Origin of the sequence: Blattabacterium cuenoti (assembly GCF_014251655.1) — a bacterium.
In the GTDB taxonomy this organism is placed as follows: Bacteria; Bacteroidota; Bacteroidia; order Flavobacteriales; family Blattabacteriaceae; genus Blattabacterium; species Blattabacterium cuenoti_I.
Genome location: NZ_CP059225.1, coordinates 479,569 through 505,279, shown reverse-complemented (window position 1 = coordinate 505,279; position 25,711 = coordinate 479,569). Strand labels below are relative to the sequence as shown.

Sequence of the window (25,711 nt, the reverse complement as noted above, 5' to 3'; positions counted from 1 at the left end):
AACAATTTTTTTAGATCAAATAGAACTGATAAAATTTTCTAATATTTTTATTATTTCTTTTGGTTTTTCTATATGCCCCATATGTCCTGTATCTATTTCAACAAAATCAGTTTTATTTCCATTTTTTGCTTCTTCACGAATTTTTTTTTCATCTAGGATTAAATCATATAACCCAATGATATATAGTTTCGGAAAAATAGTATTCTGAATTAAGAATTTTCTATCTTTACGAATCGACATTCCTTTTAAAAAAGAAATTATACTATCAATAGATAAATTATAAGCTATTTTTTTTATGTAAGTAATTTCTTTTTGAAAAAAACTTATTTTTTTAGGATTAAATAATTTATTTATACTAGTGGATATAAATAAAGGATAATTATTTTTGGCTAATTGAATTGATTGTATTCTTTGTTTTTTTTTTTTAAGGGAATCTGATTCTGCTGTAGAATGAAGAAAACATAGTCCTAAAAAAATTTCTGGATACTTTTCTGCAAGAGCTATAGCGATATATCCCCCCATAGAATGTCCAACAAAAATTGCTTTTTGTATATTTTCTTTATCTAAAATTTCCTTTACTATTTTTGCATTTTCTTCCATAGTAAAAATCTGTTTTCTAGAAAAAGAAAAACAACTTTTTCCATGACCAGGAAAATCAATTGAAATAACTCTATATTTATTAGAAATAGAAGAATGATATATAAAATTCCAAACTTCTAAACTTTCCATAAATCCGTGTAATAATACTATTGGAATCCCTATCCCTTCTATTTTTAAATTTATTTTATTATTCATAATAAATAATATTAGAAATAAACTATATAGATATTGTAAGTAATTTTTACCTATAAATTACGCTATTTATTATTAATGAATCATGTTATTAACAATAAATATTGGAAATTCTAGTATTCGTTTTGGACTATTCAATAATAATTATAATTTAAAATGTAATTACTCATGGATTATTAATAGTAATCCACATAGATCATTAGATGAATATATTTTATTATTTAGAAATATATATCAACAGTATGGTATTTTTTCAAAAAAAATACAAAATATTGTTATTGGATCTGTAGTCCCTTCTCTTACAAGTATTGTAGAAGAATCTTTATATGAAATACATAAAATAAAACCTATGATAGTAGATAGATATTCATATTCTCCTATAAAACACCATTCTCATCAATTAGGAACAGATTTGTATTCCAATGCAATAGCTGCATATACATTGTACAAGAATAAAAATACGATTTTAGTAGTCGATTTTGGAACAGCATTAAGCTTTACTTGCATCGATAAATATGGTAAACTTAAAGGGATTATTATTACTCCTGGAGTAAATAGTTCTTTAACCTCTTTGATTGGAAATACGGCACAGTTATCACAAATTGAATTAAAAAAACCTTCCAGTATATTAGGACAATATACAGAAACATGTATTCAAAGTGGTATGATATATGGATATCTAAGTATGGTAGAAGGATTAATAAATAGGGTAAATCAAGAATTAAAAACAAATTGTTTTGTAATTGCAACTGGAGGCCTTTCCCATATATATACTCCTTTAACAAATAAAATTCATTTAAAAGATAAACTACATACAATCAAAGGATTAAAAATCCTATTTCATTGTAATCATTAAAAAAAATTATATTTCAATAGATTTTTTTATCTTTTTTGATAAAAATTGAAATTTTGTTTTGGATAAGATTATTCTTTCTTTAGAAAAATTTCCATCATTTTCTTGATCCATAGGAATAAGATGAATATGTACATGAGGAATTTCAAATCCCATTACAAATATTCCTATACGATTGCAAGGAACTGTTTTTTTTATACCTATAGCGACTTTTCTTGTAAAAGACATAATAGAGATAAATTGTTTTTCAGTAAGAGAAAAAATTTTATCTCTATTGCTTTTTTTTGGTATTACCAAAGTATGTCCTATTTTTACTGGATGAATATCCAAAAAAGCTAAATGATCAGAATTTTCTGCTACTTTATAAGCAAAAATTTCATTTTTGATTATTTTTTGAAATATATTTTTATTCACTAAACGCTATTTCTAAAATTTCATAATCAAGTATCATTTTATTAGGTAATTTAATATGAGCAATTTGACCTACTTGTTTTCCTAATAATCCTGTAGATATAGGAGTATTTATAGATATTTTACCTGATTTCAAATCAGCCTCTCCTTCTGGAACTAAAGTATATATTTGTTCTCCTCCATGAGTTAAATTTTTTACTCTTACTGTAGAAAGAATAGAAACTCTCGTTCTATTTATTTGAGATTCGTCTATAATACGTGCATTAGATAATTTTTTTTTTAATTTAGCTATATTCATTTCTAAAAAACCCTGTGCTTCTTTAATTGCATCATATTCTGCATTTTCTGAAAGGTCTCCTTTATCTCTAGCTTCGGCTATTTGCATTGATATTTTTGGTCGTTCTATATTTTCTAATCTCTCTATTTCTTTTTGTAATTTTATTAATCCTTCCTTAGTTATATACTCAAATTTTTCCATAATTTTTCATTCTTATTTTTTTGTATTTTTTCATTTTAGTTTTACACAAGTTATACGATTTTGTGAACAATTTTTTTAATAAAAAAATACCTCATTTTTCATAAATCAGTTTTCTAATTATATCTATTAAAATCGCAAATTTTTGTATTTTTTTCCGTTTTTTCTATTTATATTTTTTATAGTAAAAGCTATGATGTGGTAGATTTGAATGCTTTAAAAAAAGCAATATTGTTTCTTAAATAAAGAAGAAAATTTTTTAATAAAAATATTTATTCTATTTCCATTCTTTCTATTTGTGCTCCTAGGATACGTAATCTTTGATCAATATTTTCATATCCTCTATCTATTTGATCTATATTCTTAATAATACTAGTTCCTTTAGCTGAAAGGGCGGCTATGAGAAGGGATATTCCAGCTCTTATATCTGGAGAGTTTAATATAGATCCACGAAGATAAGATTCATGATTTAATCCAATGACAGTAGCCCTATGAGGATCACATAATATAATTTGTGCACCCATTTCAATAAGTTTATCTACAAAAAACAACCTGCTTTCGAACATTTTTTGATGAATTAAAACACTTCCTTTCGCTTGAGTAGCCACTACAGTTAAAATGCTCAATAAATCTGGAGATAATCCTGGCCATGGAGAGTCTGATATAGTTAATATTGTATTGTTTAATAATTTTTTAATTTGATAATATTTTTGTACCGGAATATAAATATCATCTTTTTCTTTTTCTAATTGAATTCCCATTTTTCTAAAAATATTTGGAATAATTCCTAAATTATACCAACTGACATTTTTAATTCTTATTTCTGAACAAGTAATTGCAGCCAACCCTATCCAACTTCCTATTTCTACCATATCAGGTAGTATAGTATGTGTTCCTCCCCCCAATTCTTTTACTCCGGTTATATGAATTAAATTAGATCCTATACCTGTAATTTTAGATCCCATTTTATTTAACAATTTGCATAATTGTTGTATATATGGTTCACAAGCCGCATTATATATAATAGTTTTTCCTTTTGCTAAAGTAGCAGCCATTATTACATTAGCTGTTCCCGTAATAGAAGCTTCTTCCATTAAAATATATTTTCCTATTAATCTTTTATTATTTGTATGTAAATCAAAATATTGATAATCTCTATGGTAAGAAATAAAACTTCCTAATAATTTTAATCCTGTTAGATGAACATCTATACGACGTCTTCCTATTCTATCTCCTCCAGGTATAGGAATACAAACTTTTCCAAATCTAGTCAGTAAAGGACCTGCAATCAGTATAGAACCTCTAATGGATTTTCCATACTCACGGAATTTTTTCGTATTTAAATATTCTATATTAATATTTTTTGCTTGAAAAGTATAATCTCCAATCCCATTTTTTTTTATTATAACTCCTAAATATCCAAGTATTTTCATTAAACATTCCACATCCCCTATTTCTGGAATGTTTTTGATTCTTAATTTTTCTGTAGTTAACAATACAGCACATAATACTTGTAAAGTTTCATTCTTAGCACCTTGTGGTTTTATTTCTCCTTTTAAAGAAAAACCTCCTTTTATTTGAAATGTACCCATTTTCATTTTTTATTATGACCCTTTTTTTTTTTGATTTTAAAATATAAGAACATTGTAATAATGGATATCTATTCATTAAACAAATTTTTCCTTTTGAAAGTTCTTTTAAATCTTGAAAGATAAGATCATCATCAACGATATTTTTATTCCATCTTAAATAATTTTTTTTCATCGTATTAGCTATAGCATAAAATAAATTCTCTTTTTTTTGTTTATTCTTACATTGTACTGCTACATGTATCATATTTCTTATTATTTTTCCATAATATCTAAAATTAGTTAAATATTTAGGGTATTCAATTTTTTTGTAAAAACAAACTTTTTTTTTTTCTAGATTTGATTTAGGAAAAGGAGGGTCAATATCTAGTTTAAATTTAGACATTATCAATAATTGATTCCATAATTTATGTTGAAAATAAGGAATAGATTTATCAAATCTATAATTGATAGAATCAGTCATTAATTTTATAATTCCCCAAGCACATCTATTCCTTTTTTTTCTACTTTTTATTTGTATCGCATAATCTATCATTTTATGAATATTCCTTCCATATCCTGGAATAACCAATTTAAAACGATTAGTATTATATTCCATATTAATTTTATGTTTTTGATATGTAAAAAACTAGTAATCTAATTTAGGTAGCTTTAGTCTTTTTACTTTTTATATATTTGATATAAAGTACAAAAAAAATTTTTTTACCATGAATAATTATTAGAACAAAATAATATACCATGATTATTAGATAGATCAATCGTATATATTCTACTTATTATAATAATATCTACATAAAATTTAGATATCAACTTGTTTTAGTTAATTGAATTATTTTTTTATCTAATATTAATAATAAAAAACCATAGAATAAACAGTTAAATAATGACAATTATTAATATGTAATCTTTTATATTGAATAATCGTTTTTAAATGATGAAGATTGATCCAAGATGAAGATTGATCCAATAAGTATCTTTTTTTTCATTCATATAAAACGATAAATACTTTATTTAAAAGTTTTTTTTATCAGTTTTATTTAATCCAGCTATAATATCATCCATCCATTTTTTTAATAATTTTAATCTTATGCATAAAAAATTTCGTATGAAAAAATCATAGAAATGATAAAATATTGTAATAATTTTCAGTAAAACTAATCCTAATAATGACCATATAATTATCTATTAATATCTTATTTTATTACCACCACTCATATGAGGTCTTTGTTTTTTTTTAATCCGTTAAAAGTATTGATAAAATTACTGCAATAAAAATTATCAATTATAGTTTTCTATTTTTTCATGATCATATAGATGATTTTTATCTTGATAGAAAAAATAAAATATATAAAAGTTGAATAAACTTATCTATTAATTTATATAAAAATAAATCCATTGATTAATAAGTAGAATAAAATTTCTATCATACGATGGAAATAGAGAAAGTGAATAGGATCAAATACACAACAAATTCAAAGTAAACAATAATTTATTGAAAAATAATAACTAAAAAACAAATTATTTTCTATAGTAAAAAAATTTAATCTAATTTTTTTTGGTAATCTTCCAACAAAAAATAAACTATTTTTCATATGGATTTCTTTCATGAAGAAATAATAAATTTTTCTAGTTTTACTAGAATTCTTTTTATTCCATATTTTTCAAAATCAATAACCGCTATCTGATTTTTATTTTGTAAATCTACAATAACACCCGTCCCAAAATTTTTGTGAAATACTTTTTCTCCTTTTTTTAAATTTTTTTTCTTTTTTTCATCAAATTCATCATTGAAAATATTTACTTTTTTTTTATTACTAAATCTATGATTTATATCATTTTCCACATTAATGAATTCTCTATTAAGTTCATTCATGAAACGACTAGGAATGTTTTTTTTTTTTATCCCCCATAAAAATCTATACTTCGCATAAGTAAGGATAGCTATTTTTTGTGCTCTAGTCAAAGCTACATAGAATAAACGACGTTCTTCTTCTATTTTTAAATTATCTATACTTGATTTGGAAGGAAATAAATTTTCTTCTAATCCTGCAATGAATACAATAGAAAATTCTAATCCTTTGGATAGATGAATCGTCATTAATGAAACTTTATTTTTTTCATTATTATAGTCATGAAATGTTTCCAGATAAAAATGTCGTAAAAAGCCGGATAAACTTATATCTCCATTTTTTAATTTTTTTTGTTCATGAACATAATAACATATATTTTTAAGTATATCTTCAAAATCTTCATGGAAATAATCATATTTTTCCAATAAAAAAATGATAATTTCTTTTGAAAGAACATATGCATTTTTTTTTTCTAGATAAGATCTAATTTTTTCTATTGTTAAAATTATTTTTTTAAGTTTATCTTTCGTTTTTTCACTTATTTTCAACAAAAATTGATAATTTTCAATATTTTTTACAATTTCATAAACAGAATTTTTTTTACTTCTTGATAAGTTTAATATATTTTTTACAATTTTTTGATTTTCTTTTTTAAGAATACGTAATAAAGATTCTTCATCATTTGGATTGGTAATTATTCTAAAATAAGCAAATAAATCCCTGATTTCTTTTTTTTTTTCAAATGAAATAGACCCATATATTTTATATGGAATATTTTTTTCTTTTAAAGCATATTCTATAATGTATGATTGTATATTTACTCTATAAAGAATGGCAAAATTATTGAAACTCAATTTTTTTTTTTCTTTCATTGAAAGAATAGAATAAGCGATATACTGTGCTTCTTCTTTATCAGAAGAAGCCCCGTATATTTTTACTTTTTCTCCTTTTTCATTATTTGTCCATATTTTTTTTAATATTTGATTTTTATTAAAAGAAATAATGTTGTTAGAAGCTTGAACTATATAATTAGTGGAACGATAATTTTGTTCAAGACGAAAAATTTTAGCTTTATTATAATCGATATGAAAATTTAAAATATTAGAAATATTTGCTCCACGAAAAGCATAAATACTTTGCGCATCATCTCCTACCACAAAAATGTTTTTATACTTAGAAGCTAATGATTTAATAATAGTATATTGAGAAGAATTAGTATCTTGATATTCATCAATTAATATATATTTAAATTTTTCTTGATATTTTTTAAGAATGTGTGGAAAATGAAAAAATAAATAATTAGTTTGAAGTAGTATATCATCAAAATCTAACGCATTTGCCTGGAAACAACGTTTTATATAATATTTATATATCTTCGTGAAAGATTCTGATAATTGATTTTTTACATCATCATTATATAAGTTATTTTTGTATTCAGATATTCTATTTCTTACTTCTCTGGGAGTTAAGGAAATATTAAAATTGATTTCTTTTAATATTTTTTTTATTACATTTTCTGAATCTTTTTGATCATAAATAGTATAATTAGGTTTATAGCCCAACCAATGAGATTCTATTCTAAGAATATTAGAAAATATGGAATGAAAAGTTCCTAATGTTATTTGATCTAAATTTTTTTTATCCATTATATTAGAAATGCGATCCCTCATTTCTTTAGCAGATTTTTTGGTAAAAGTTAAAACTAATATGTTAGAAGGATTTATTCCTATATTTTTAATCATATAAACAATACGATGTATAATAACACGAGTTTTTCCTGATCCTGCTCCAGCAATAACAAGTATAGGCCCATTAATGGTTTCTATAATTTTACGTTGTTGATAGCTATTGATAGACATAAACTCATTTATTACTTTTTTTATTTAAATTCAAATATTTATAAAAAATGTCTTTTCTATTTTTAAAAAAATTAGGATTTTTTATAAAAAAATTTTTTACAACTGGAAAAACATCTCTTACAAGTTTATAATCTTTTATCAGATTTACCATACGAAAATAACTTTTTCCACTTTGTTTAGTTCCTATTAAATCTCCACTTCCACGAAGTTTAAGATCTTCCTTTGCTATTCTTAATCCTTCATTAGTTTCACTCATTTTTTTTATTCTTTGATAACCTTCTGTATTCATTTTTTTATTATTAGTAGTAATAAGAATACAATAACTTTGATAGATTCCTCTTCCTACTCTTCCTCTTAATTGGTGTAATTGAGATAATCCAAAACAATCTGCATTTTCTATTAAAATTACTGTAGCGTTAGGAACGTCCACTCCTACTTCTATAACCGTAGTAGTTATTAAAATTTGAGTTTTTCCACATATAAATTGATTCATTTGTAGATTTTTTTCTTTACAGTTCATTGCTCCATGTAAAATTCCAATTTTTAAGTCTTTAAATTTTTCTTTGATTTCTTTATATCCTTTCATCAAACTTATATTTCTATTTTTGTAAGAAGTATTTATAGTAGGATAAACAATATATATTTGTCTTCCTTTTAAAATTTGATTTTTTACTATATCAAAAGCTTGATCTCTATTTTTGTTCCAAAAATGAATAGTTTTTACAGGTTTTCTACCTAAGGGTGATTCTCTAATAATAGAAATATTTAAATCATGATAAATAATTTTTGCTAGGGTTCTAGGAATAGGAGTGGCCGTCATAATTAAAATATGAGGATATTTATTATTTTTTTTCCAAACTTTAGTTCTTTGTATAACTCCAAAACGCTGTTCTTCGTCTATAATTGCTAGACCTAGATTCTTAAATCTAACTTTATCTTGTATTAAAGTATGAGTTCCTATCACAATGGAAATTGTCCCCATAAATATTTCATGATAGAGATATTTTCGTTCAGAGTTAGAAGTAGAACTCGTTAATAAAGCAATTTTGATTCCAATTTCGGAAAACATTTTTTTTATAGAATAATAGTGTTGAATGGCTAAAACTTCAGTTGGAGCCATCAAACAGGATTGAAATCCATTATCTGATGCAATTAACATTGATAATATAGCTATTATCGTCTTTCCACATCCTACTTCTCCTTGCAATAATCTATTCATTTGAATCGGTTTTTTTAAATCATTCCATATTTCTTTAAAGACTTTTTTTTGTTCTTCTGTTAGAGTAAAAGGCAAATAATTTTTGTAAAAATTATGAAAATTTTTTCCTAATTTTGAAAATTGGTTGCTTTTTGCATTCTTTCTTTTTGAAAGAAGAAAAAGTTGTAATAAAAATAATTCTTCAAATTTCAAAGAATATTGAGCTTGTAATAAGTAATCCAAAGATTCTGGAAAATGTATTTGTATCAAAGATTTTTTTCTTGACATTAATTTTTTTTCAAGAAAATCTTCGAAAAAAAATTCTTTTATATCATTTTTTATTTCTTCAATTATATTTTTTAATAAGTTGATCATTAACAAATTATTAATTCCTTTTTTTTTCAAATTATTCGGTATAGAATAAATAGGATATATAGAAAAAATTTTTTTTGAAGATTGAAATTTTTTAATATTTGTATGTGTATGAATGATTGGATGGATGATTTGAATTTTTTGCCTAAAATATTTTACTTTTCCATAAACTATTATTAGAATGTTTTTTTTCACATTTTTAAAAAAATGAATTTTTTTAAACCATACTAATTCTATAAAACCCGTTTGATCCTCTAAACGGGCTACCAATATTTTCCTTTTTTTATTTTTTATCTCTTCAATATTCGTGATTTTACCTAATATTCGTACAAAATTATTATTGTTATTATTTGATAATTCTGATATATTTTTTAGTGTTAATAGATGAATGTACCCTTTTGGGTAAAAAAAAAGTAAATCTTCGTAAGTGTAAATATTTAGTTCAGTTTTGAATAAATTAGCTTTTTTTTGATTCAATTTTTTTAAATATTCTATAGGTTTTTGTAAAGGATCGAAGAACATACAAAATAAATTATGATCTGTTATATGTTTAAAAAATACTTAATTTTGTTGATTTTAAAGGACATTTAGCTCAGTTGGTTTAGAGCGCTACTTTGACAGAGTAGAGGTCGTCGGTTCAAATCCGATAGTGTCCACAAAAAAATTATTAGTTTATTTATTTTATGATTTTAATTACCACAATTAGAGAAGGAGAATCGATCGATAAAGCCTTAAAAAAATGTAAAAAAAAATTTGACAAAACTCGTATTCTAAAAGAATTTAGAGAAAAACAACAATATATAAAACCTTCTGAGGGAAGAAGAAATGAAATATTAAGAGCAAAATATAGAGAACGTATGAAATTGAAAAAAGAAGAATAAATTTTTATTTTTTGTATATATAATGAAAAATTATAAATTTATTTTTGGACTAATTGGAAAAGATATTCATTATTCTTTTTCAAGAGATTTTTTTTTGAAAAAATTTAAGAAGGAAACTATTATTGATACAGATTATCAAATTTTTGATATTCCAGACATAGAAAAGGTGTCCATTGTGTTTAAGAATCCATATTTAAAAGGGTGTAATGTCACCATTCCATATAAAATCAGTATTATTCCTTTTCTAACTAGAATGATTCCGGAAGCGGAATTGATAGGATCTATAAATGTTATAAAAATATGTAATGGACATAGAATAGGATATAATACGGATGCTATAGGTTTTGAATTATCTTTTAAAAAAAATCTTCATAAAATGTTTAAAAATGATTTAAGAGCATTAATTTTAGGAACTGGAGGAGTATCTAAAACTGTTTCTTTTGTTTTGAAAAAATTAGAAATATCTTATCAATATGTTTCCAGAAAAAAAAACAAAGATTTCTTTACTTATGAAGAAATAAATAAAGATATATTAGAACAATATAAAATTGTTATTAATTGCACTCCTTTAGGATCATTTCCTAATATTCATTACTATCCTCCTATTCCTTACCAATATGTATCTCCTGAACATTATTTTTATGATTTAATTTATAATCCCAACAAAACTATTTTTTTAGAAAAAGCAGAAAAGAGAGGAGCCATAATTAAAAATGGGTTAGAAATGTTATATCTACAAGCGGAAGAATCTTGGAAAATATGGAATTCATAAAAATAATTTATGCTTCATGAAATACCAAAAAATATTTATGAAGAGAGCTCTACAACTAGCAAAAAATGGATTAGGATTTACTTCTCCAAATCCTATGGTAGGATGTGTAATAGAAAGAAATGGTTTTGTTCTTTCAGAAGGGTGGCATTATAAAAAAGGGAAGGATCATGCTGAAGTAAATGCTATTAATAAAATAAAGAATCAAGAAGTCCTTCTTGATTCTACTTTGTACGTCACATTAGAACCATGTGTCCATTTTGGAAAAACCCCTCCTTGTGTTGACTTAATAATAAAAAAACATATTCCAAGAGTAGTAGTAGGAATACAGGATCCTTGTGATAAAATAAAAGGATTAGGTATTCAAAAATTAAGAGAATACGGAATAGAAGTTATAGAAGATGTTTTAAAAGATCAATGTCGAATTTTAAATAAACGTTTTTTTACTTTTTTCGAAAAAAATCGTCCTTATATTATTTTAAAATGGGCTCAAAGCAATGATGGATTTATTCATTTAAAGAATAAAAAAAACATTTGTATTAGCGGAATATATGCTAGACAATTAAACCATAAGTGGAGATCTGAAGAGGATAGTATTTTAGTAGGAAGAAAAACAGTGTTAAATGATAATCCTAGGTTAAATGTTAGAGAATGGGTTGGAAAAAATCCAATACGAATTTTTTTCGATAAAAAATTAAGTATTTCTTCTTCTTATTTTGTTTTAGACGGATCACAACGTACAATTGTATTTACAGAAAAAATGAAAGAAAATAAAAAAAATATAGAATATGTTCAAATATCTTTTGAAAACGAAATCGTAAACCAAATATTATTTTATTTATATAAAAAAAAAATATTGTCTATCATTGTAGAAGGAGGAAGAAAAACATTGGAAAGTTTTATTAAAAAAAATATTTGGGATGAATGTAGAATTTTTATTTGTAACAATAGAAATGGAACCTTTAAAAGAGGGCTTAGAGCCCCTCTAATAGAAGGAAAAATATTAAAAAAAATGAATCTTGATAAAGATAAACTGATTTTTTTATCTTCATATAATAATGACGAACTTCAATTTAAAAATTGAATTGTATCTATATCATCTGCATAATCTTCTAAATTAGGATATTGTGTTTTTCCAAAACATATTTCTTTTTCTAAAAAGTTTTTAGATACTATACATTGTATATGTTGATTATTTTTTTTTATTATTTTTTTTAACTTATTTAAATCGTTATAAAATTCATAATAAACTACAGATATTGGACTATGATAATTTTTTTCTTCTTTAAAGATCAGAAAGTTATTTTTTTTAACGGGAATATTATTCATAGAATAAATAGAAATAAAATATTTATAATTATCCATATATTTATAGTTATTTATTATATATTTAGATACAAATGATTTTTTTAAAATCAAATGAATATTATAATAGTAAGGAATAAATATCTTTCCTATATTTCTACATCCTCTCCCAGAATAAGTGATAATGTCTTTTACTAAACCAACTAACTCCTTTTCTTGTTCATTATTCTGTAATACAGCTATGGATGTTTTTCTTTTTCTAAGTAAGATAGGATATTTTCTAAAATAATATTCAAAATAACGAGTTGTATTATTGTTTCCACTGGCTATAACATAGTCAAATTTTTCAGAAAAAATATTGTTTGTAAATTTTATTTTATATTTTAACATAGGGTTTTCATGTATTATTACTTTACATAAAAAAGGGAGTAATAAATTATCCTCTTCAGATAGTTTAATTATAATATTATGTCCTGACAAAAGAACACATAAAAAATCATGAAATCCCACCATAGGAATATTTCCAGGCATAATTACAAGTACATTTTTGGATTGATTTTTTTTCTTTTTTAAAGAATATGTCTTTATCCAAGATTTTATTTTTTCTTTTTGAAGAATTTTTCCCCAATGGGAAATAGTTATTAATAAATCTTCTGTTCTAAACCAACTATTCGTAATAGTTACTCTTTGAAATATTTTCTTAAAAAAAGGAAAAAAGATTCTGATATCTTTAGAATCATATTGATCATTTGTATAAAATTTTTTAAATTCTCTTAAAAAAAAGCCTAGTTTATCAAAAGTTTTAATCATTAATTCAAAAATTATAAATTATAAAATATAATGTCCATAAAAATTACAGAAGAATGTATTAATTGTGGAGCTTGTGAAGAGGAATGTCCTAACCAAGCAATTTACGAAGGGGGTAAAAAATGGAATATGTCAGAAGGAACTTATTTAAAAAAAAATTTTTATTTTGATCAAAAACCGATTAAAGAAGATATATACTTTATTGTATCAGAAAAATGTACGGAATGTATTGGTTTTTATGATGAACCACAATGTATGATCGTATGTCCAGTTCATTGTTGTGTTACAGATCAAATGGAAACTAAAGAAAAACTTTTTGAAAAAAAAATTTTTTTACATGGAAATTAAAATCTATTTTAGATGAATCAAAAAGAAAATTATAATTGGAATTTATTTTTAAAAAAGGAATATGAAAAACCTTATTTAAAAAAATTATTGAAATCTATTAATATAGAATATAATAATTTTACCTGTTTTCCTAAAAAACAAAATATTTTATCTTCTTTAAAATATTGTTCTTTCCAAAAATTGAAAGTAGTAATTCTAGGACAAGATCCTTATTATAAGGATCATCAAGCTGATGGTCTTTGTTTTTCTGTTCCATTCGGAGTTCCTTTTCCTCCTTCATTAAAAAATATTTTTATAGAAGTGAACAATTGTTTTAAGAACAATTCATTTCATTCTAGTGGGTCTTTAATTCCTTGGGCAAAACAAGGAGTTTTATTACTTAATTCTATCTTAACAGTAAGAAAAGGGAATCCGGGTTCTCATAAAAAAATAGGATGGGAATTTTTTACAGATCAGATTATACAATCTATTTCCAATAAAAAAAAAAATATTGTTTTTCTTTTATGGGGAAAATATGCTAAAAAAAAAATATCTTTAATCAATCTTAATCAGGATCATTATGTATTAACAACATCTCATCCATCGACTTTTTCTGCTCATCTTGGTTTTTTTGGATCTAAACATTTCTTAAAAACCAATAATTTTTTGAGTAGTAAAGGAAAAAAAACAATTATATGGTAAAAAAAATTATATATGTATAGAACGATTTTCAAAACTTAGTAAAGCGGCTTCTTTAAATGATTCACTAAAAGTAGGATGTGGATGACTAATTCTATAGATATCTTCTGAAGATGATTGAAATTCCATAGCAACAGTAGCTTCCATTATCATATCTGCAGCATGTTCTCCAATCAGATGAACTCCTAGTATTTCATCTGTTTCTTTATGAGAAATGATTTTTAAAAAACCGTCAATACATCCACTTGCACGAGCTCTTCCTAAAACTTTCATAGGAAAAATACCGATGTTGTATTCTATTTTATTTCTTTTTATTTCTTTTTCTGTGAATCCAACACTAGCTACTTCAGGATAAGTATAAATTACTGATGGAATTAAATTATAATTTAATTTGTTTGGTTTTTGTCCAACTATATGTTCTACTGCATATAATCCTTCTTCTTCAGCTTTATGAGCAAGCATTTTTCCTCCTATGACGTCTCCAATTGCATATATATTATTTCTTACACTTTGTAAAGATTCATTCACTAGTATGAATCCTTTTTTATCTGTTTTTATTCCAACATTCTCTAATCCAAGATCTTTTGTATATGGAGTTCTTCCTATTGATAGGATACAATAATCTCCTAGTATATGAATTTTATTTCCGTTATGATTATGTTTTGCTACAACTAATATTTCTTTATGATTATTATTTTTTTTAATAATATTGGTTACAGATAAAGAAGTCTCTATTTTAATAGAATATTTTTCCAAAATTTTTTTCATTTCTATACTTAAAGAATCATCCATATTTGATATGATTCTATCCATAGTTTCTATGATAGTTACTTCACTTCCTAGTCTATTAAAAATAGAACCAAGTTCTAATCCAATAACACCCCCTCCAATTATTATTAATTTATTAGGAACTTCATTTAAATTAAGAGCTTCTGTAGAAGAAATAATTTTATTTTTTATATCAAAATTTAAAGAGGGGCCCCATGAAGGGTTAGATCCTGTAGATATTATGCAAAATTTAAATTGTATTTCTTGTTTTTCTTTTATTAACGAGGTTTCGTTCTTTATAAGAAGAATATTTTTTGTTTTAAATGAGCCTGTTCCTTGATATACATCAATTTTATTTTTTTTCATTAGAAATTTTATTCCATTATTTATATTTCTAACTATTTCATTTTTTCTATTCATCATTTTTTTGAGATCAAAAAATAGTTTTTCGAAAAAAATTCCATGTGAAGAATAATGATTTTTAGCTAAGAAAAAATATTTAGAAGAATCTAAAAGAGACTTAGAGGGGATACATCCAACATTTAAACATGTTCCTCCTAAATTTTTATATTTTTCTATGATTGCAGTACGTAATCCTAATTGACTTGCTCTAATTGCAGAAACATATCCACCAGGACCAGAACCGATAACCACAAGATCATATGAATTATTATTCATTAGTAGAAAATATTTTTCAATAAAGTTACATATTTAATACATATGCAAAAATAAGTGGAGCTACTATAGTAGCATCTGACTCTATAATAAATTTTGGAGTATTTTCGTCTAATTTACCCCAAGTAATTTTTTCATTTGGAATAGCTCCTGAGTAAGAACCATAACTAGTAGTAGAATCAGAAATCTGACAAAAATATGCCCAAAATGGAGTTGGATAAATTCCTACATCTTGTGAAAGCATTGGAACGACGCAAATAGGAAAATCTCCAGAAATTCCTCCTCCTATTTGGAAAAAACCTATTTTGTGTTGAACTGATTCTTTTTGATACCATTTGGCTAAATACATCATGTATTCAATCCCGTTTTTTATAATAATGGGGTCGAATAATTTTTTCATACAATATGAAGAAAATATATTACCTATAGTACTATCTTCCCATCCTGGAACCACTATAGGTAAATTTTTTTTTGCAGCAGCTAACACCCAACTATCTTTGGAATCTATATTGTAGTAAGGTTCTAAAATATTTTCCAATAATAATTGATAAATATATTCATGAGGAAAATAACGTTTTGATTCTTTTTTAGCTTTTACCCAAACTTTAAAAATATGTTTTTGTAATTGTTTAAAAGCTTGTTTTTCCGGAATGCAAGTATCTGTAACTCTGTTATATCCTTGTTTTAAAAATTTTTTTTCTTCATATGGGGTTAAATCTCTATAATTAGAAATTTTTATATAATGAGAATGTGCTATTAAGTTCAATATATCTTCTTCTAAATTAGCTCCTGTACAAGAAATAATATGAACTTTATCTTTTCGTATCATTTCAGCTAAAATCTTACCTAATTCTGCAGTACTCATAGCTCCTGCTAATGTAATCATCATTTTTCCATCATTTTGAATATGATACTTATATGCTTTCGATGCTTCTAATAAAGTTAAAGCATTAAAATGAAGAAAGTATTTTTCAACAAAAGAAGTAATGGAAGAGTCTTTCATAATTTTTATTTTTATCTAGCTATTTGTACAGCTCTAGTTTCTCTTATCACTGTTACTTTTATCTGACCTGGATAAGTCATTTCATTTTTGATTTTTTCTGAAATATCACAAGATAATTGAAAAGCTTTTTTATCATCTATTTTATCACTCTCTACCAGAACACGTAATTCTCTTCCTGCTTGTATAGCAAAAGCTTTGTTAACTCCATAAAAACTAATGGCTATATTTTCCAAGTTTTTTAATCTTTTTGAATAGGATTCAAAAGAATTTCTTCTAACACCTGGACGAGCTCCACTAATAGAATCTGCAATTTGAACTATAGGAGATATCAATACTTTCATTTCTATCTCATCATGATGTGATCCTATAGCATTACAAATTTCCATATTTTCTCCATATTTTTCTGCCCATTGCATCCCTAGAATGGCATGGGGTTGTTCAGATTCTCTTTCAGGAATTTTTCCAATATCATGTAGAAATCCTGCTCGTTTTGCGAGTTTAGCATTTAAACCTAATTCGGAAGCTAATATTCCTGATAAATGTGCAACTTCACGGGAATGTTGTAAAAGATTTTGACCATAAGAAGAACGATATTTCATTCTTCCTATCATTCGAATTAATTCCGTATGTATTCCGTGAATACCTAGGTCTATTATATTTTTTTTTCCTATTTCTACTATTTCTTCTTCAATTTGTTTCTCAGTTCTTTCCACGATTTCCTCAATTCTCGCTGGATGAATACGTCCATCTACTACTAGTTTATGAAGGGATAATCTAGCTATTTCTCTTCGTATAGGATTAAAACAAGATAAAAGTATAGCTTCTGGAGTATCGTCTACTATAATTTCTACTCCTGTAGCTTTTTCTAAAGCTCTTATATTTCTTCCTTCCCGTCCAATGATACGACCTTTTACATCATCTGATTCTATATTAAAAACAGATACAGCATTTTCAATAGTTTCTTCTGTTCCAATTCTTTGAATTGCTTGAATGACTATCTTTTTTGCTTCCATTTTTGCTGTTAATTGTGATTCTTCTATAATATTTTGTATATGGGATTGAGCTTTCACTTTAGCTTCTTCTTTAAAAATATCCATTAATTCATTTCTCGCTTCTTCTGAAGAATAATGAGATATTTTTTCAAGAAATTCTACCTGTTTTTTATGTATATTTTTAAATTCTTCTTGTTTTTTTTTAAGAATTTTATATTTTATTTCATAATCATGTATTTGTGTTTCTAAACGATTATTTTTTTTAAAATATATTTCTATTTCTTTAGATAATCTATTTTCTTTTTCTCTTGTTTTATTTTCTATATCTATTATCTTTCTTTCTCTAAAATGAACGTCTTTTTCATGTTTATATTTCAGTTCTATAAATTTTTCTTTTGCTTGAATCATTTTCTTTTTTTTTATAGATTCACCTTCTTTTTCTGCATTTTTGATGATTTTTGTTGCTTGAAAATTAGCCTTTTCTAATAGATGAATATATTTTTTTAAAATGGTTTTTTTTCCAAAAAAATAACATGATACAATTCCAATCACAACCCCCATCAGAATCGAAAATCCAACATCTATTTTCATAGTTATTATCTCAATTTAAATATAAAATAAAATAGAGATTTTCATAACATTTTTAAAAAAAATATGTACGAACTATAAAATTTTTTTTGTTAATAAAAAAGATTTTATATGATCTTGATAAAGATACAAAATTAAAAATGAGATTTTTTACAAATATTTATACTCAACATATTTTGAGTATAATATATTTATTTTTGTAATGTTAGTTAATAAAAATAATTCAAATTTTAAATGAAACGAGTATATCTAGATAATGCAGCAACAACTCCTATAAGAAATGAAGTGATCAGAATAATGACCAATATATTAAAATATTCATTTGGGAATCCTTCTTCAGTACAACACAGTTATGGAAGAGAAGCTCGTTCTATCATAGAAGAATCTAGAATTCGTATAGCAAAAAATATAAAGGCATCTCCCCATGAAATTATTTTTACTTCTGGAGGAACTGAAGCAAATAATCTTGTATTACAATCTTCTATATTAGATTTTGGAGTACAACATATTTTGACTTCTAAATTAGAACATCCTTCTGTTTTACAAACAGTATTAGGTTTATATAAGAAATATAAAGTATGTATTAATTTTATTCAAATTCAAAAAAAGGGAATTCTTGATTTAAATCATATGGAAGATCTTTTAAAAAAAAATTACTTAAAAAAAACACTTGTTAGTTTAATGTATGCTAATAATGAGATTGGAAACTTATTAGAATTAGATCAAGTTATTTTCTTATGTAAAAAATATAATGCTTATTTTCATTCAGATACTATTCAAGTTATCGGTAACTTTCCTATACATATGGATAAATTATCCTTAGATTTTGCTACTGCAAGTGCACATAAATTCTATGGACCGAAAGGGGTAGGATTCGTTTTTATAAGAAAACATTTTTTAAAGAAAATAAAATCTTTTATCAGTGGAGGATTACAAGAATATGGAATCCGTTCAGGAACGGAAAATACATATGGGATTGCTGGTCTTTCAGAAGCTTTACAATTATCCTGTTGCAATTATTATAAAAATATAGAAAAAATAAGGGATTTAAAATTATATTGTATTTCTGAATTAAAAAAAATTATTCCAGATATTATTTTTAATGGATTATCATCTGATATTGATAAAAGTATTCCTTCTATATTAAATATTTTATATCCAATAAAAAAAAAAGATCATTTATTCTATTTTCATTTAGATTTGATGGGGGTATCTGTTTCTAAAGGGAATTCATGTTATAGTAATATTCCACAAGTTTCTTCCGTTATTCAATCTATCACAGATGAATCTTTATTGAAAAAAAGGATGCCTATTCGAATTTCATTTGGAATTTTTAACGAAAAAAAAGATATAGATGTTTTAGTAACAGCTTTAGAAAAAATTAAAACAAAAAAAAATTTTTCCTAAAAATATCTTATTTTATTTAATATGGAATCATCAGTGAATCATAATAATTTATTTCAATCTTCTATTGGGAAAAAAGTGGTTATGGCCATTACAGGGATATTTCTTATGTTTTTTTTGTTATTGCATTTGAGTGTTAATCTTTTTCTTTTTTCAGGAGAAAAAACTTTTAATGAAGCTGTTTATTTCATGAGGAATAACTTATTTATTCGAGGGATGGAATATATACTTGCTATGGGTTTTATTACTCATATATTATTTGGAATTAAATTGCATTTAAAAAATAGAAGAATAAAAGGAGAAGTAGATTATGGAATGACCTCTTATTTAACTACTACGTTCAGTAGTCGTTCCATGATATATACAGGTATTTTAATTCTTTGTTTTTTGATTTTACATCTTATCAATTTCATGATCCCTATGAAATATTATCATTTAACTTCGGATTATCATATTGTGGTTTCTTTATTTAAGAATCCTTTATATACATTTATATATGTATTTTCTTTCTTTATTTTGGGAATTCATTTAAATCATGGATTTCAATCTTCCTTTCAATCTTTAGGATTATCCAATAGAAAAAGATTTGGATGGATAAAAAGATTAGGGTTTATTTACTTTTTGTTTATTTGTTCCGGTTTTTCTATTATCGCTATTTGGTTTTTTTTAAACTAATATTTTTCAATGGTTAAAAATTATTTAAAATTAAATTCTAAAATTCCATTAGGGGCACTGAATCAAAAATGGAAAAATCATAAATCTACTTTAAAATTAATATCTCCTAATAATAGAAAGGATATAGAAATTATTGTAGTTGGAACAGGACTATCAGGAGGTTCAGTTAGTGCTTCTTTATCTGAATTAGGATATCAGGTAAAAGCATTCTGTTATCAAGATTCTCCTAGAAGAGCACATTCTGTGGCGGCACAAGGTGGGATCAATGCTTCTAAAAATTATAAAGGAGATAATGACTCTATTTATCAACTTTTTTATGATACAATTAAAGGAGGAGATTATCGATCTAGAGAAGCGAATGTCTATCGATTGACTGAAATATCTTCCCATATTATTGATCAATGCGTTGCTCAAGGAGTTCCATTTGCCAGAGATTATGCCGGATATTTAGAAACTCGATCTTTTGGAGGAACAAAAGTATCTAGAACTTTTTATGCGAAAGGACAAACTGGACAACAACTATTATTAGGTTGTTATTCTGCTATGTCTAGACAAATAGGAAAAGGAAGAATAAAAATGTATAATCGTCATGAAATGCTTGATTTAGTAGTCGTAGAAGGTAGGGCTAGAGGAATAATTACTAGAAATCTTGTTTCTGGAGAAATAGAAAGACATGCGGCCCATGCTATAGTAATAGCATCAGGAGGTTATGGAAATGTATTTTTTTTATCTACGAATGCTATGGGATCTAATGCAAGTGCCATATGGAAAGTTCATAAAAAAGGTGGGTTTTTTGCTAATCCTTGTTACACACAAATTCATCCCACTTGTATTCCAATACATGGAAATTATCAATCTAAATTAACGTTAATGTCTGAATCATTGAGAAATGATGGACGTATATGGGTCCCAAAAAAAATTGAAGATGCTATTTCTATACGGAATTGTACTAAAAAACCTGAAGATATTAGTGAGGAAGAAAGAGATTATTATTTGGAAAGACGTTATCCTTCATTTGGGAATCTTGTCCCTAGAGATGTTGCTTCTAGAGCGGCTAAAGAACGTTGTGATAATGGATTGGGAGTGGAAAATAATGAAACTAAAGAAGGGGTTTTTTTAGATTTTCATGATGCTATAGACAGATACGGGGAAGAAAAAGCCAATGAACTTGGAATAAAAAATTATAATCATTTAGAAAAAAAAAGATTAGGAGAAAAAATGTTAGAATCTAAATATGGAAATTTATTTCATATGTATGAAAAAATAACGGATAAAAATCCCTATCATACTCCTATGAAAATTTATCCTGCAGTTCATTATACAATGGGAGGATTATGGGTTGATTATAATCTAATGTCTTCAATTCCTGGTTGTTTTGTAATAGGAGAAGCTAATTTTTCCGATCACGGAGCTAATAGATTAGGAGCATCTGCATTAATGCAAGGATTAGCTGATGGATATTTTATTTTACCATCTACCATAACAGATTACCTATCTATATTCATAGGTAAAACAAAAAAAATATCTATAAAACAGATAGAATTTGATAAATCTGAGAGAAATATAAAAGATTTTATTCATCAACTTATTAAAAAAAATAAAGGGAACAAAAGTGTTGATTTTTTTCACAAAAAATTAGGAAATATTATGTGGAAATATGTAGGAATGAATAGGAATCATATAGGATTATCTAAAGCTATAAAAAATATACAAGAACTTCGTAATGAATTTTGGAAAAATGTTTTTGTTCCTGGAAAAATTGAGGATAAATTAAATTATGAATTAGAAAAAGCTATACGTGTAGCAGATTTTTTAGAATTGGGAGAATTAATGGCTATGGATGCTTTAAGTAGAAAAGAATCTTGTGGAAGTCATTTTAGAGAAGAATATCAAACGAAAGAAGGAGAAGCTCTTAGAGATGATATTCATTATCAATATGTTTCTGTATGGGAATATAGAAAAAACAGACCTATTTTTGATGAAGTAATGCATAAAGAAAATTTAAATTATACTTTTGTGAAAGTAGAATCCCGTTCTTATAAATAAAATATAATTTTATGAATCAATTTTTGAATTTTAAGTTAAAAATATGGAGACAAAACAATAATCAAGAAAAAGGTTTTTTTAAAACTTATCAAGTATATAATATATCCCCTAATAGTTCATTTTTAGAAATGTTAGATTTGTTGAATGATCATATTATATGTAAAAAAAAAGAATCAGATACTTCCATATCATTTGATCATGATTGTCGTGAAGGAATTTGCGGAATGTGTTCTCTGTATATTAATGGGAGAGCTCATGGTCCAGAAAATTTAACCACAACTTGTCAATTGCACATGCGTCATTTTCGTAATGAACAAACTATATATATAGAGCCATGGAGAGCTAAACCTTTTCCCATTATTAAAGATCTTGTAGTGGATAGATCTTCTTTTGATAGAATTATGGTTTCAGGTGGATTTATTTCCGTTAATACATCTGGAAATACGATAGACGGTAATATAATTCCTATACCAAAAGATCAAGCAGATCAAGCTTTTGATGCAGCTACATGTATAGGTTGTGGAGCATGTGTCGCTGTATGTAAAAATAGATCCGCTATGTTATTTGTTTCAGCAAAAGTATCACAATTTGCTTTATTACCTCAAGGTAAAATAGAAAGAAAAAGAAGAGTAATCAATATGGTTAATAAAATGGACGAAGAAGGGTTTGGTAGTTGCTCTAATACTAAAGCATGTGAAATAGAGTGTCCAAAGGGGATATCTACAGAATATATTTCTTTCATGAATTATGAGTATATAGACTCACTTACTATTTGATGAATTTTTTTAATGTATTAAAAATGGAATATTTAGATTTTGAAAAACCGATACAAGAAATTCAAGATCAATATATAAACTGCGTTATGATTCAAGAAAAAAGTGGAGTGGATATGAAAGAAGTTTGTAATCAATTGAAATTAAAATTAGAAAAAACTATTCAAAAAGTACATCATAATTTAACTCCTTGGCAAAGAGTACAATTATCTAGACATCCTAATAGACCTTATACTTTAGATTATATAGAGTTTATTACAAAAAAAACTTTTATAGAGTTACATGGAGATAGGAATTTTGGAGATGATAAAGCTATTGTAGGTGGTTTTGGAAAAATAGAAGATCATACTTTTATGTTAATAGGGACACAAAAAGGAAAAAATACTAAAGATAGACAGTACAGGAGATTTGGAATGCCTAATCCAGAAGGATATAGAAAAGCTTTACGTCTTATGAAATTAGCAGAAAAGTTCCGTAAACCTATCGTAAGTTTCATTGATACTCCAGGAGCATTTCCTGGAATTGAAGCGGAAGAAAGAGGACAGGGGGAAGCTATAGGTAAAAATATTTATGAGATGATGTGTTTGAAAGTTCCTATTATTATTTTAATTATAGGAGAAGGAGCTAGTGGTGGAGCTTTAGGGATTGGAATAGGAGATATAGTTTCTATGATGGAAAATTCATGGTTTTCTGTTATTTCTCCAGAAAGCTGTTCAACAATACTTTGGGGTAATTGGGATCAAAAAGAAAAATCAGCAGAAGCATTAAAACTTACTGCAGGAGATATGCATAAGCTAAATCTTATAGATGATATTATTAAAGAACCATTAGGTGGAGCACATTTTTGTCCAAATAAAGCTTATAAAATTGTTAAAAAGAAAATTGTAAAGTATTATAAAGAATTATCTTCAATTGATATAGAATCTATGATTAGAAATAGAAAAAATAAGTATATTTCCATAGGTTTTTTTGATGAATAAATTTTTATTCATTTGCATATTTTTTTTAATTTTATTATGAATCAAATAGATAGTTCCAAACAAGGAAATAATTTTCATTATAAAAAAATAAAGATCCCCCCTCAGGCATTAGATTTGGAAGAAACTATCATAGGAGCTCTTATGATAGACAAAAAGGGTTTAGATGAAATTATGGATATACTTTTTCCTGAAGTTTTCTACAAAAAAGCACATCAAGCTATTTTTTTAGCTATACAAAGGTTATATCATAACTCTAAACCTGTTGATTTGTACACTGTATCCAATGAACTTAGAAAAATTGGAAAATTAGAATTCATAGGAGGAGAATTTTATTTGGTTGAATTAACACAAAAAGTGATTTCTTCCGCACATATAGAATATCATAGTCGTATAGTTCTACAAAAATTTATTTTGAGAAAATTAATTAGTATATCTTCTGATATTATTCAAAAATGTTATGAAGAAACTACAGATGTTTTTGATCTTTTGGATTCTGCAGAATCTAAACTATTTGAAGTAAACCAAAAATATTTAATTACAAAAAGATATGAAACTACTCAATCTCTGATAAAAAAGGCTATTGATAAAATAAAAAAAACGGAAAAAGAAGGGGTTAGTGGAATATCTTCTGGATTTCATAGAATGGACCAGATTACTTCTGGATGGCAAAACTCCGATTTAATTATACTAGCTTCTAGACCAGGTATGGGAAAAACAACTTTTATGTTATCCATGGTTAATAATATTGCGGTGAAACAAAAAATTCCGGTTATCATTTTTTCATTAGAAATGTCTTCTATTCAATTAATTACAAGGCTTATATCTTTGGAAACTGGTATTTCTTCAGATAAAATTAAAAGAGCTAATTTATCTAATTTAGATTGGGAATGTTTAATTCATAAAACTAATAATCTAAAAGAAACTCCTTTATTTATAGATGATACTCCTTCTTTATCTGTATTCAGTTTACGTACAAAGTGTCGTCGTTTAATATCCAAACATGGAATAAAATTAATATTGATAGATTATATGCAATTAATGGGAATACATGATCATGGTCCAAAATTTCAAAATAGAGAACAAGAAATATCAATTATTTCTAGAAGTTTGAAGTCTATAGCGAAGGAACTTGACATTCCTATAATAGCTTTATCTCAACTTTCTAGGGCAGTAGAGACTAGAGGAGGAAGTAAACGTCCTTTATTGTCTGATTTACGAGAATCTGGAGCTATTGAGCAAGATGCAGATATAGTTTTATTTATTTATAGGCCTGAATATTATGGATTCAATATTTGGGATTCTGATGAGGACAATAATTCTTGCATTGGTCAAGCAGAAATCATAATAGCTAAACATAGAAACGGAGGATTAGATAGATTTCGTTTAAAATTTATCAGTAATCAAGCTAAATTTGAAAACATGGAAGAAAAAGAACAGACTTTTTTAGATTGGGAAGAAGATTATAATGTTCTTGATAAAAAGAAAGAAAGTTTTTTTATGTCGTCTTCATCATATGAAGATTTTGGACAATCATTGCCTATACCGGATACTACTACTAATAACGGAAGTCATGGAATAGATTTTGATAAAGAAAATTATTTAGATGAAAATATTAAATAA

23 protein-coding genes and 1 tRNA gene are annotated in these 25,711 nt (G+C 25.4%); 13 read left to right on the top strand and 11 right to left on the bottom strand.

Annotation, left to right across the window (positions count from 1 at the left end; translation table 11 throughout):
- Positions 1–15: 15 nt before the first annotated feature.
- Positions 16–795: an alpha/beta fold hydrolase gene (locus tag H0H63_RS02475; protein WP_185858434.1), complete on the bottom strand. Its 780-nt coding sequence runs from the start codon at positions 793–795 to the stop codon at positions 16–18.
- A gap of 82 nt (positions 796–877) precedes the next feature.
- On the opposite strand from H0H63_RS02475, the gene H0H63_RS02470 reads away from it, so the two are divergent.
- Positions 878–1,648: a type III pantothenate kinase gene (locus H0H63_RS02470; RefSeq protein ID WP_185858433.1), complete on the top strand. Its 771-nt coding sequence runs from the start codon at positions 878–880 to the stop codon at positions 1,646–1,648.
- 6 nt (positions 1,649–1,654) lie between these two features.
- Here the strand turns inward: H0H63_RS02470 and H0H63_RS02465 are convergent, their stop codons facing one another.
- The 6 genes from H0H63_RS02465 to recG form a co-directional block, all read right to left on the bottom strand.
- Positions 1,655–2,059 carry an HIT family protein gene (locus H0H63_RS02465; protein WP_185858432.1) on the bottom strand — a complete coding sequence of 135 codons (405 nt, stop codon included), beginning with the start codon at positions 2,057–2,059 and terminating at the stop codon, positions 1,655–1,657.
- On the bottom strand, positions 2,052–2,534 hold the full coding sequence (gene greA / locus H0H63_RS02460) for a transcription elongation factor GreA (RefSeq protein ID WP_185858431.1): 483 nt from the start codon (positions 2,532–2,534) through the stop codon (positions 2,052–2,054). Before greA ends, H0H63_RS02465 begins: the two co-directional genes overlap by 8 nt.
- Before the next feature lie 269 nt (positions 2,535–2,803).
- Positions 2,804–4,123: a UDP-N-acetylglucosamine 1-carboxyvinyltransferase gene (murA, locus tag H0H63_RS02455; RefSeq protein ID WP_185858430.1), complete on the bottom strand. Its 1,320-nt coding sequence runs from the start codon at positions 4,121–4,123 to the stop codon at positions 2,804–2,806.
- Positions 4,059–4,718, bottom strand: a complete 660-nt coding sequence (locus tag H0H63_RS02450; protein WP_185858429.1) for a DUF4290 domain-containing protein — start codon at positions 4,716–4,718, stop codon at positions 4,059–4,061. The genes murA and H0H63_RS02450 overlap by 65 nt, the downstream gene beginning before the upstream one ends.
- 1,005 nt (positions 4,719–5,723) lie before the next feature.
- On the bottom strand, positions 5,724–7,829 hold the full coding sequence (locus H0H63_RS02445) for an ATP-dependent helicase (protein WP_185858428.1): 2,106 nt from the start codon (positions 7,827–7,829) through the stop codon (positions 5,724–5,726).
- A 4-nt stretch (positions 7,830–7,833) separates the two neighbouring features.
- A complete protein-coding gene (recG, locus tag H0H63_RS02440; protein ID WP_185858427.1) occupies positions 7,834–9,921 on the bottom strand; it encodes an ATP-dependent DNA helicase RecG in 2,088 nt (695 codons plus the stop codon).
- Between the two features lie 59 nt (positions 9,922–9,980).
- Between recG and H0H63_RS02435 the strand changes: the two genes are divergently transcribed.
- The 4 genes from H0H63_RS02435 (at position 9,981) to ribD (ending at position 12,133) form a co-directional block, all read left to right on the top strand.
- A tRNA-Val gene (locus H0H63_RS02435) sits at positions 9,981–10,055 on the top strand.
- Positions 10,056–10,082: 27 nt separating this feature from the next.
- Positions 10,083–10,280 (top strand): 30S ribosomal protein S21, encoded by a 198-nt coding sequence (rpsU, locus tag H0H63_RS02430; protein WP_185858426.1) that lies wholly within the window; start codon positions 10,083–10,085, stop codon positions 10,278–10,280.
- Positions 10,281–10,302: 22 nt separating this feature from the next.
- Complete coding sequence (locus tag H0H63_RS02425) at positions 10,303–11,052, top strand: shikimate dehydrogenase family protein (RefSeq protein WP_185858425.1); 750 nt, start codon at positions 10,303–10,305, stop codon at positions 11,050–11,052.
- A gap of 16 nt (positions 11,053–11,068) precedes the next feature.
- Entirely contained in the window at positions 11,069–12,133 is a 1,065-nt protein-coding gene (gene ribD, locus H0H63_RS02420; RefSeq protein WP_185858424.1) for a bifunctional diaminohydroxyphosphoribosylaminopyrimidine deaminase/5-amino-6-(5-phosphoribosylamino)uracil reductase RibD, read from the top strand.
- Here ribD and H0H63_RS02415 read toward each other — a convergent pair.
- Positions 12,118–13,164, bottom strand: a complete 1,047-nt coding sequence (locus H0H63_RS02415; RefSeq protein ID WP_185858423.1) for an acyl-CoA reductase — start codon at positions 13,162–13,164, stop codon at positions 12,118–12,120. The genes ribD and H0H63_RS02415 overlap by 16 nt on opposite strands.
- Positions 13,165–13,194: 30 nt before the next feature.
- Between H0H63_RS02415 and H0H63_RS02410 the strand changes: the two genes are divergently transcribed.
- Both H0H63_RS02410 and ung read left to right on the top strand, forming a co-directional pair.
- The gene (locus H0H63_RS02410; protein WP_185858422.1) at positions 13,195–13,509 is read left to right on the top strand and encodes a 4Fe-4S binding protein; all 315 of its coding nucleotides are present in this window, start codon (positions 13,195–13,197) and stop codon (positions 13,507–13,509) included.
- 12 nt (positions 13,510–13,521) lie between these two features.
- Positions 13,522–14,190, top strand: a complete 669-nt coding sequence (gene ung, locus H0H63_RS02405) for a uracil-DNA glycosylase (RefSeq protein WP_185858421.1) — start codon at positions 13,522–13,524, stop codon at positions 14,188–14,190.
- A 6-nt stretch (positions 14,191–14,196) separates the two neighbouring features.
- Here ung and lpdA read toward each other — a convergent pair whose 3' ends face one another.
- Genes lpdA through rny form a run of 3 tightly spaced genes read right to left on the bottom strand, consistent with a single transcriptional unit; the run spans position 14,197 to position 18,216 of the window.
- Positions 14,197–15,633: a dihydrolipoyl dehydrogenase gene (gene lpdA, locus H0H63_RS02400; RefSeq protein ID WP_185858420.1), complete on the bottom strand. Its 1,437-nt coding sequence runs from the start codon at positions 15,631–15,633 to the stop codon at positions 14,197–14,199.
- A gap of 25 nt (positions 15,634–15,658) precedes the next feature.
- Complete coding sequence (locus H0H63_RS02395) at positions 15,659–16,633, bottom strand: deoxyhypusine synthase family protein (RefSeq protein WP_185858419.1); 975 nt, start codon at positions 16,631–16,633, stop codon at positions 15,659–15,661.
- Between the two features lie 11 nt (positions 16,634–16,644).
- Positions 16,645–18,216, bottom strand: a complete 1,572-nt coding sequence (gene rny, locus H0H63_RS02390) for a ribonuclease Y (RefSeq protein WP_185858418.1) — start codon at positions 18,214–18,216, stop codon at positions 16,645–16,647.
- Positions 18,217–18,447: 231 nt separating this feature from the next.
- On the opposite strand from rny, the gene H0H63_RS02385 reads away from it, so the two are divergent.
- From H0H63_RS02385 to dnaB, 6 genes are read left to right on the top strand one after another with little or no spacing between them, the layout of a single operon-like run.
- Positions 18,448–19,620 (top strand): cysteine desulfurase family protein, encoded by a 1,173-nt coding sequence (locus H0H63_RS02385; protein WP_185858417.1) that lies wholly within the window; start codon positions 18,448–18,450, stop codon positions 19,618–19,620.
- Between the two features lie 21 nt (positions 19,621–19,641).
- Positions 19,642–20,292: a succinate dehydrogenase cytochrome b subunit gene (locus tag H0H63_RS02380; protein WP_185858416.1), complete on the top strand. Its 651-nt coding sequence runs from the start codon at positions 19,642–19,644 to the stop codon at positions 20,290–20,292.
- 9 nt (positions 20,293–20,301) lie between these two features.
- The gene (locus H0H63_RS02375; protein WP_185858415.1) at positions 20,302–22,338 is read left to right on the top strand and encodes a fumarate reductase/succinate dehydrogenase flavoprotein subunit; all 2,037 of its coding nucleotides are present in this window, start codon (positions 20,302–20,304) and stop codon (positions 22,336–22,338) included.
- Between the two features lie 11 nt (positions 22,339–22,349).
- A complete protein-coding gene (locus tag H0H63_RS02370; RefSeq protein WP_185858414.1) occupies positions 22,350–23,114 on the top strand; it encodes a succinate dehydrogenase/fumarate reductase iron-sulfur subunit in 765 nt (254 codons plus the stop codon).
- 23 nt (positions 23,115–23,137) lie between these two features.
- Positions 23,138–24,091, top strand: coding sequence for an acetyl-CoA carboxylase carboxyltransferase subunit alpha (locus H0H63_RS02365; RefSeq protein ID WP_185858413.1), 954 nt, complete (start codon positions 23,138–23,140; stop codon positions 24,089–24,091).
- Between the two features lie 36 nt (positions 24,092–24,127).
- Positions 24,128–25,711, top strand: a complete 1,584-nt coding sequence (gene dnaB, locus H0H63_RS02360) for a replicative DNA helicase (RefSeq protein ID WP_185858412.1) — start codon at positions 24,128–24,130, stop codon at positions 25,709–25,711.

Coding starts and splice junctions, on each gene's coding strand:
- H0H63_RS02475 (WP_185858434.1), bottom strand. CDS start 795: ATGAATAATAAAATAAATTTAAAAATAGAAGGGATAGGGATTCCAATA.
- H0H63_RS02470 (WP_185858433.1), top strand. CDS start 878: ATGTTATTAACAATAAATATTGGAAATTCTAGTATTCGTTTTGGACTA.
- greA (WP_185858431.1), bottom strand. CDS start 2,534: ATGGAAAAATTTGAGTATATAACTAAGGAAGGATTAATAAAATTACAA.
- murA (WP_185858430.1), bottom strand. CDS start 4,123: ATGGGTACATTTCAAATAAAAGGAGGTTTTTCTTTAAAAGGAGAAATA.
- H0H63_RS02450 (WP_185858429.1), bottom strand. CDS start 4,718: ATGGAATATAATACTAATCGTTTTAAATTGGTTATTCCAGGATATGGA.
- H0H63_RS02445 (WP_185858428.1), bottom strand. CDS start 7,829: ATGTCTATCAATAGCTATCAACAACGTAAAATTATAGAAACCATTAAT.
- recG (WP_185858427.1), bottom strand. CDS start 9,921: ATGTTCTTCGATCCTTTACAAAAACCTATAGAATATTTAAAAAAATTG.
- rpsU (WP_185858426.1), top strand. CDS start 10,083: ATGATTTTAATTACCACAATTAGAGAAGGAGAATCGATCGATAAAGCC.
- H0H63_RS02425 (WP_185858425.1), top strand. CDS start 10,303: ATGAAAAATTATAAATTTATTTTTGGACTAATTGGAAAAGATATTCAT.
- ribD (WP_185858424.1), top strand. CDS start 11,069: ATGAAATACCAAAAAATATTTATGAAGAGAGCTCTACAACTAGCAAAA.
- H0H63_RS02415 (WP_185858423.1), bottom strand. CDS start 13,164: ATGATTAAAACTTTTGATAAACTAGGCTTTTTTTTAAGAGAATTTAAA.
- H0H63_RS02410 (WP_185858422.1), top strand. CDS start 13,195: ATGTCCATAAAAATTACAGAAGAATGTATTAATTGTGGAGCTTGTGAA.
- ung (WP_185858421.1), top strand. CDS start 13,522: ATGAATCAAAAAGAAAATTATAATTGGAATTTATTTTTAAAAAAGGAA.
- lpdA (WP_185858420.1), bottom strand. CDS start 15,633: ATGAATAATAATTCATATGATCTTGTGGTTATCGGTTCTGGTCCTGGT.
- H0H63_RS02395 (WP_185858419.1), bottom strand. CDS start 16,633: ATGAAAGACTCTTCCATTACTTCTTTTGTTGAAAAATACTTTCTTCAT.
- rny (WP_185858418.1), bottom strand. CDS start 18,216: ATGAAAATAGATGTTGGATTTTCGATTCTGATGGGGGTTGTGATTGGA.
- H0H63_RS02385 (WP_185858417.1), top strand. CDS start 18,448: ATGAAACGAGTATATCTAGATAATGCAGCAACAACTCCTATAAGAAAT.
- H0H63_RS02380 (WP_185858416.1), top strand. CDS start 19,642: ATGGAATCATCAGTGAATCATAATAATTTATTTCAATCTTCTATTGGG.
- H0H63_RS02375 (WP_185858415.1), top strand. CDS start 20,302: ATGGTTAAAAATTATTTAAAATTAAATTCTAAAATTCCATTAGGGGCA.
- H0H63_RS02370 (WP_185858414.1), top strand. CDS start 22,350: ATGAATCAATTTTTGAATTTTAAGTTAAAAATATGGAGACAAAACAAT.
- H0H63_RS02365 (WP_185858413.1), top strand. CDS start 23,138: ATGGAATATTTAGATTTTGAAAAACCGATACAAGAAATTCAAGATCAA.
- dnaB (WP_185858412.1), top strand. CDS start 24,128: ATGAATCAAATAGATAGTTCCAAACAAGGAAATAATTTTCATTATAAA.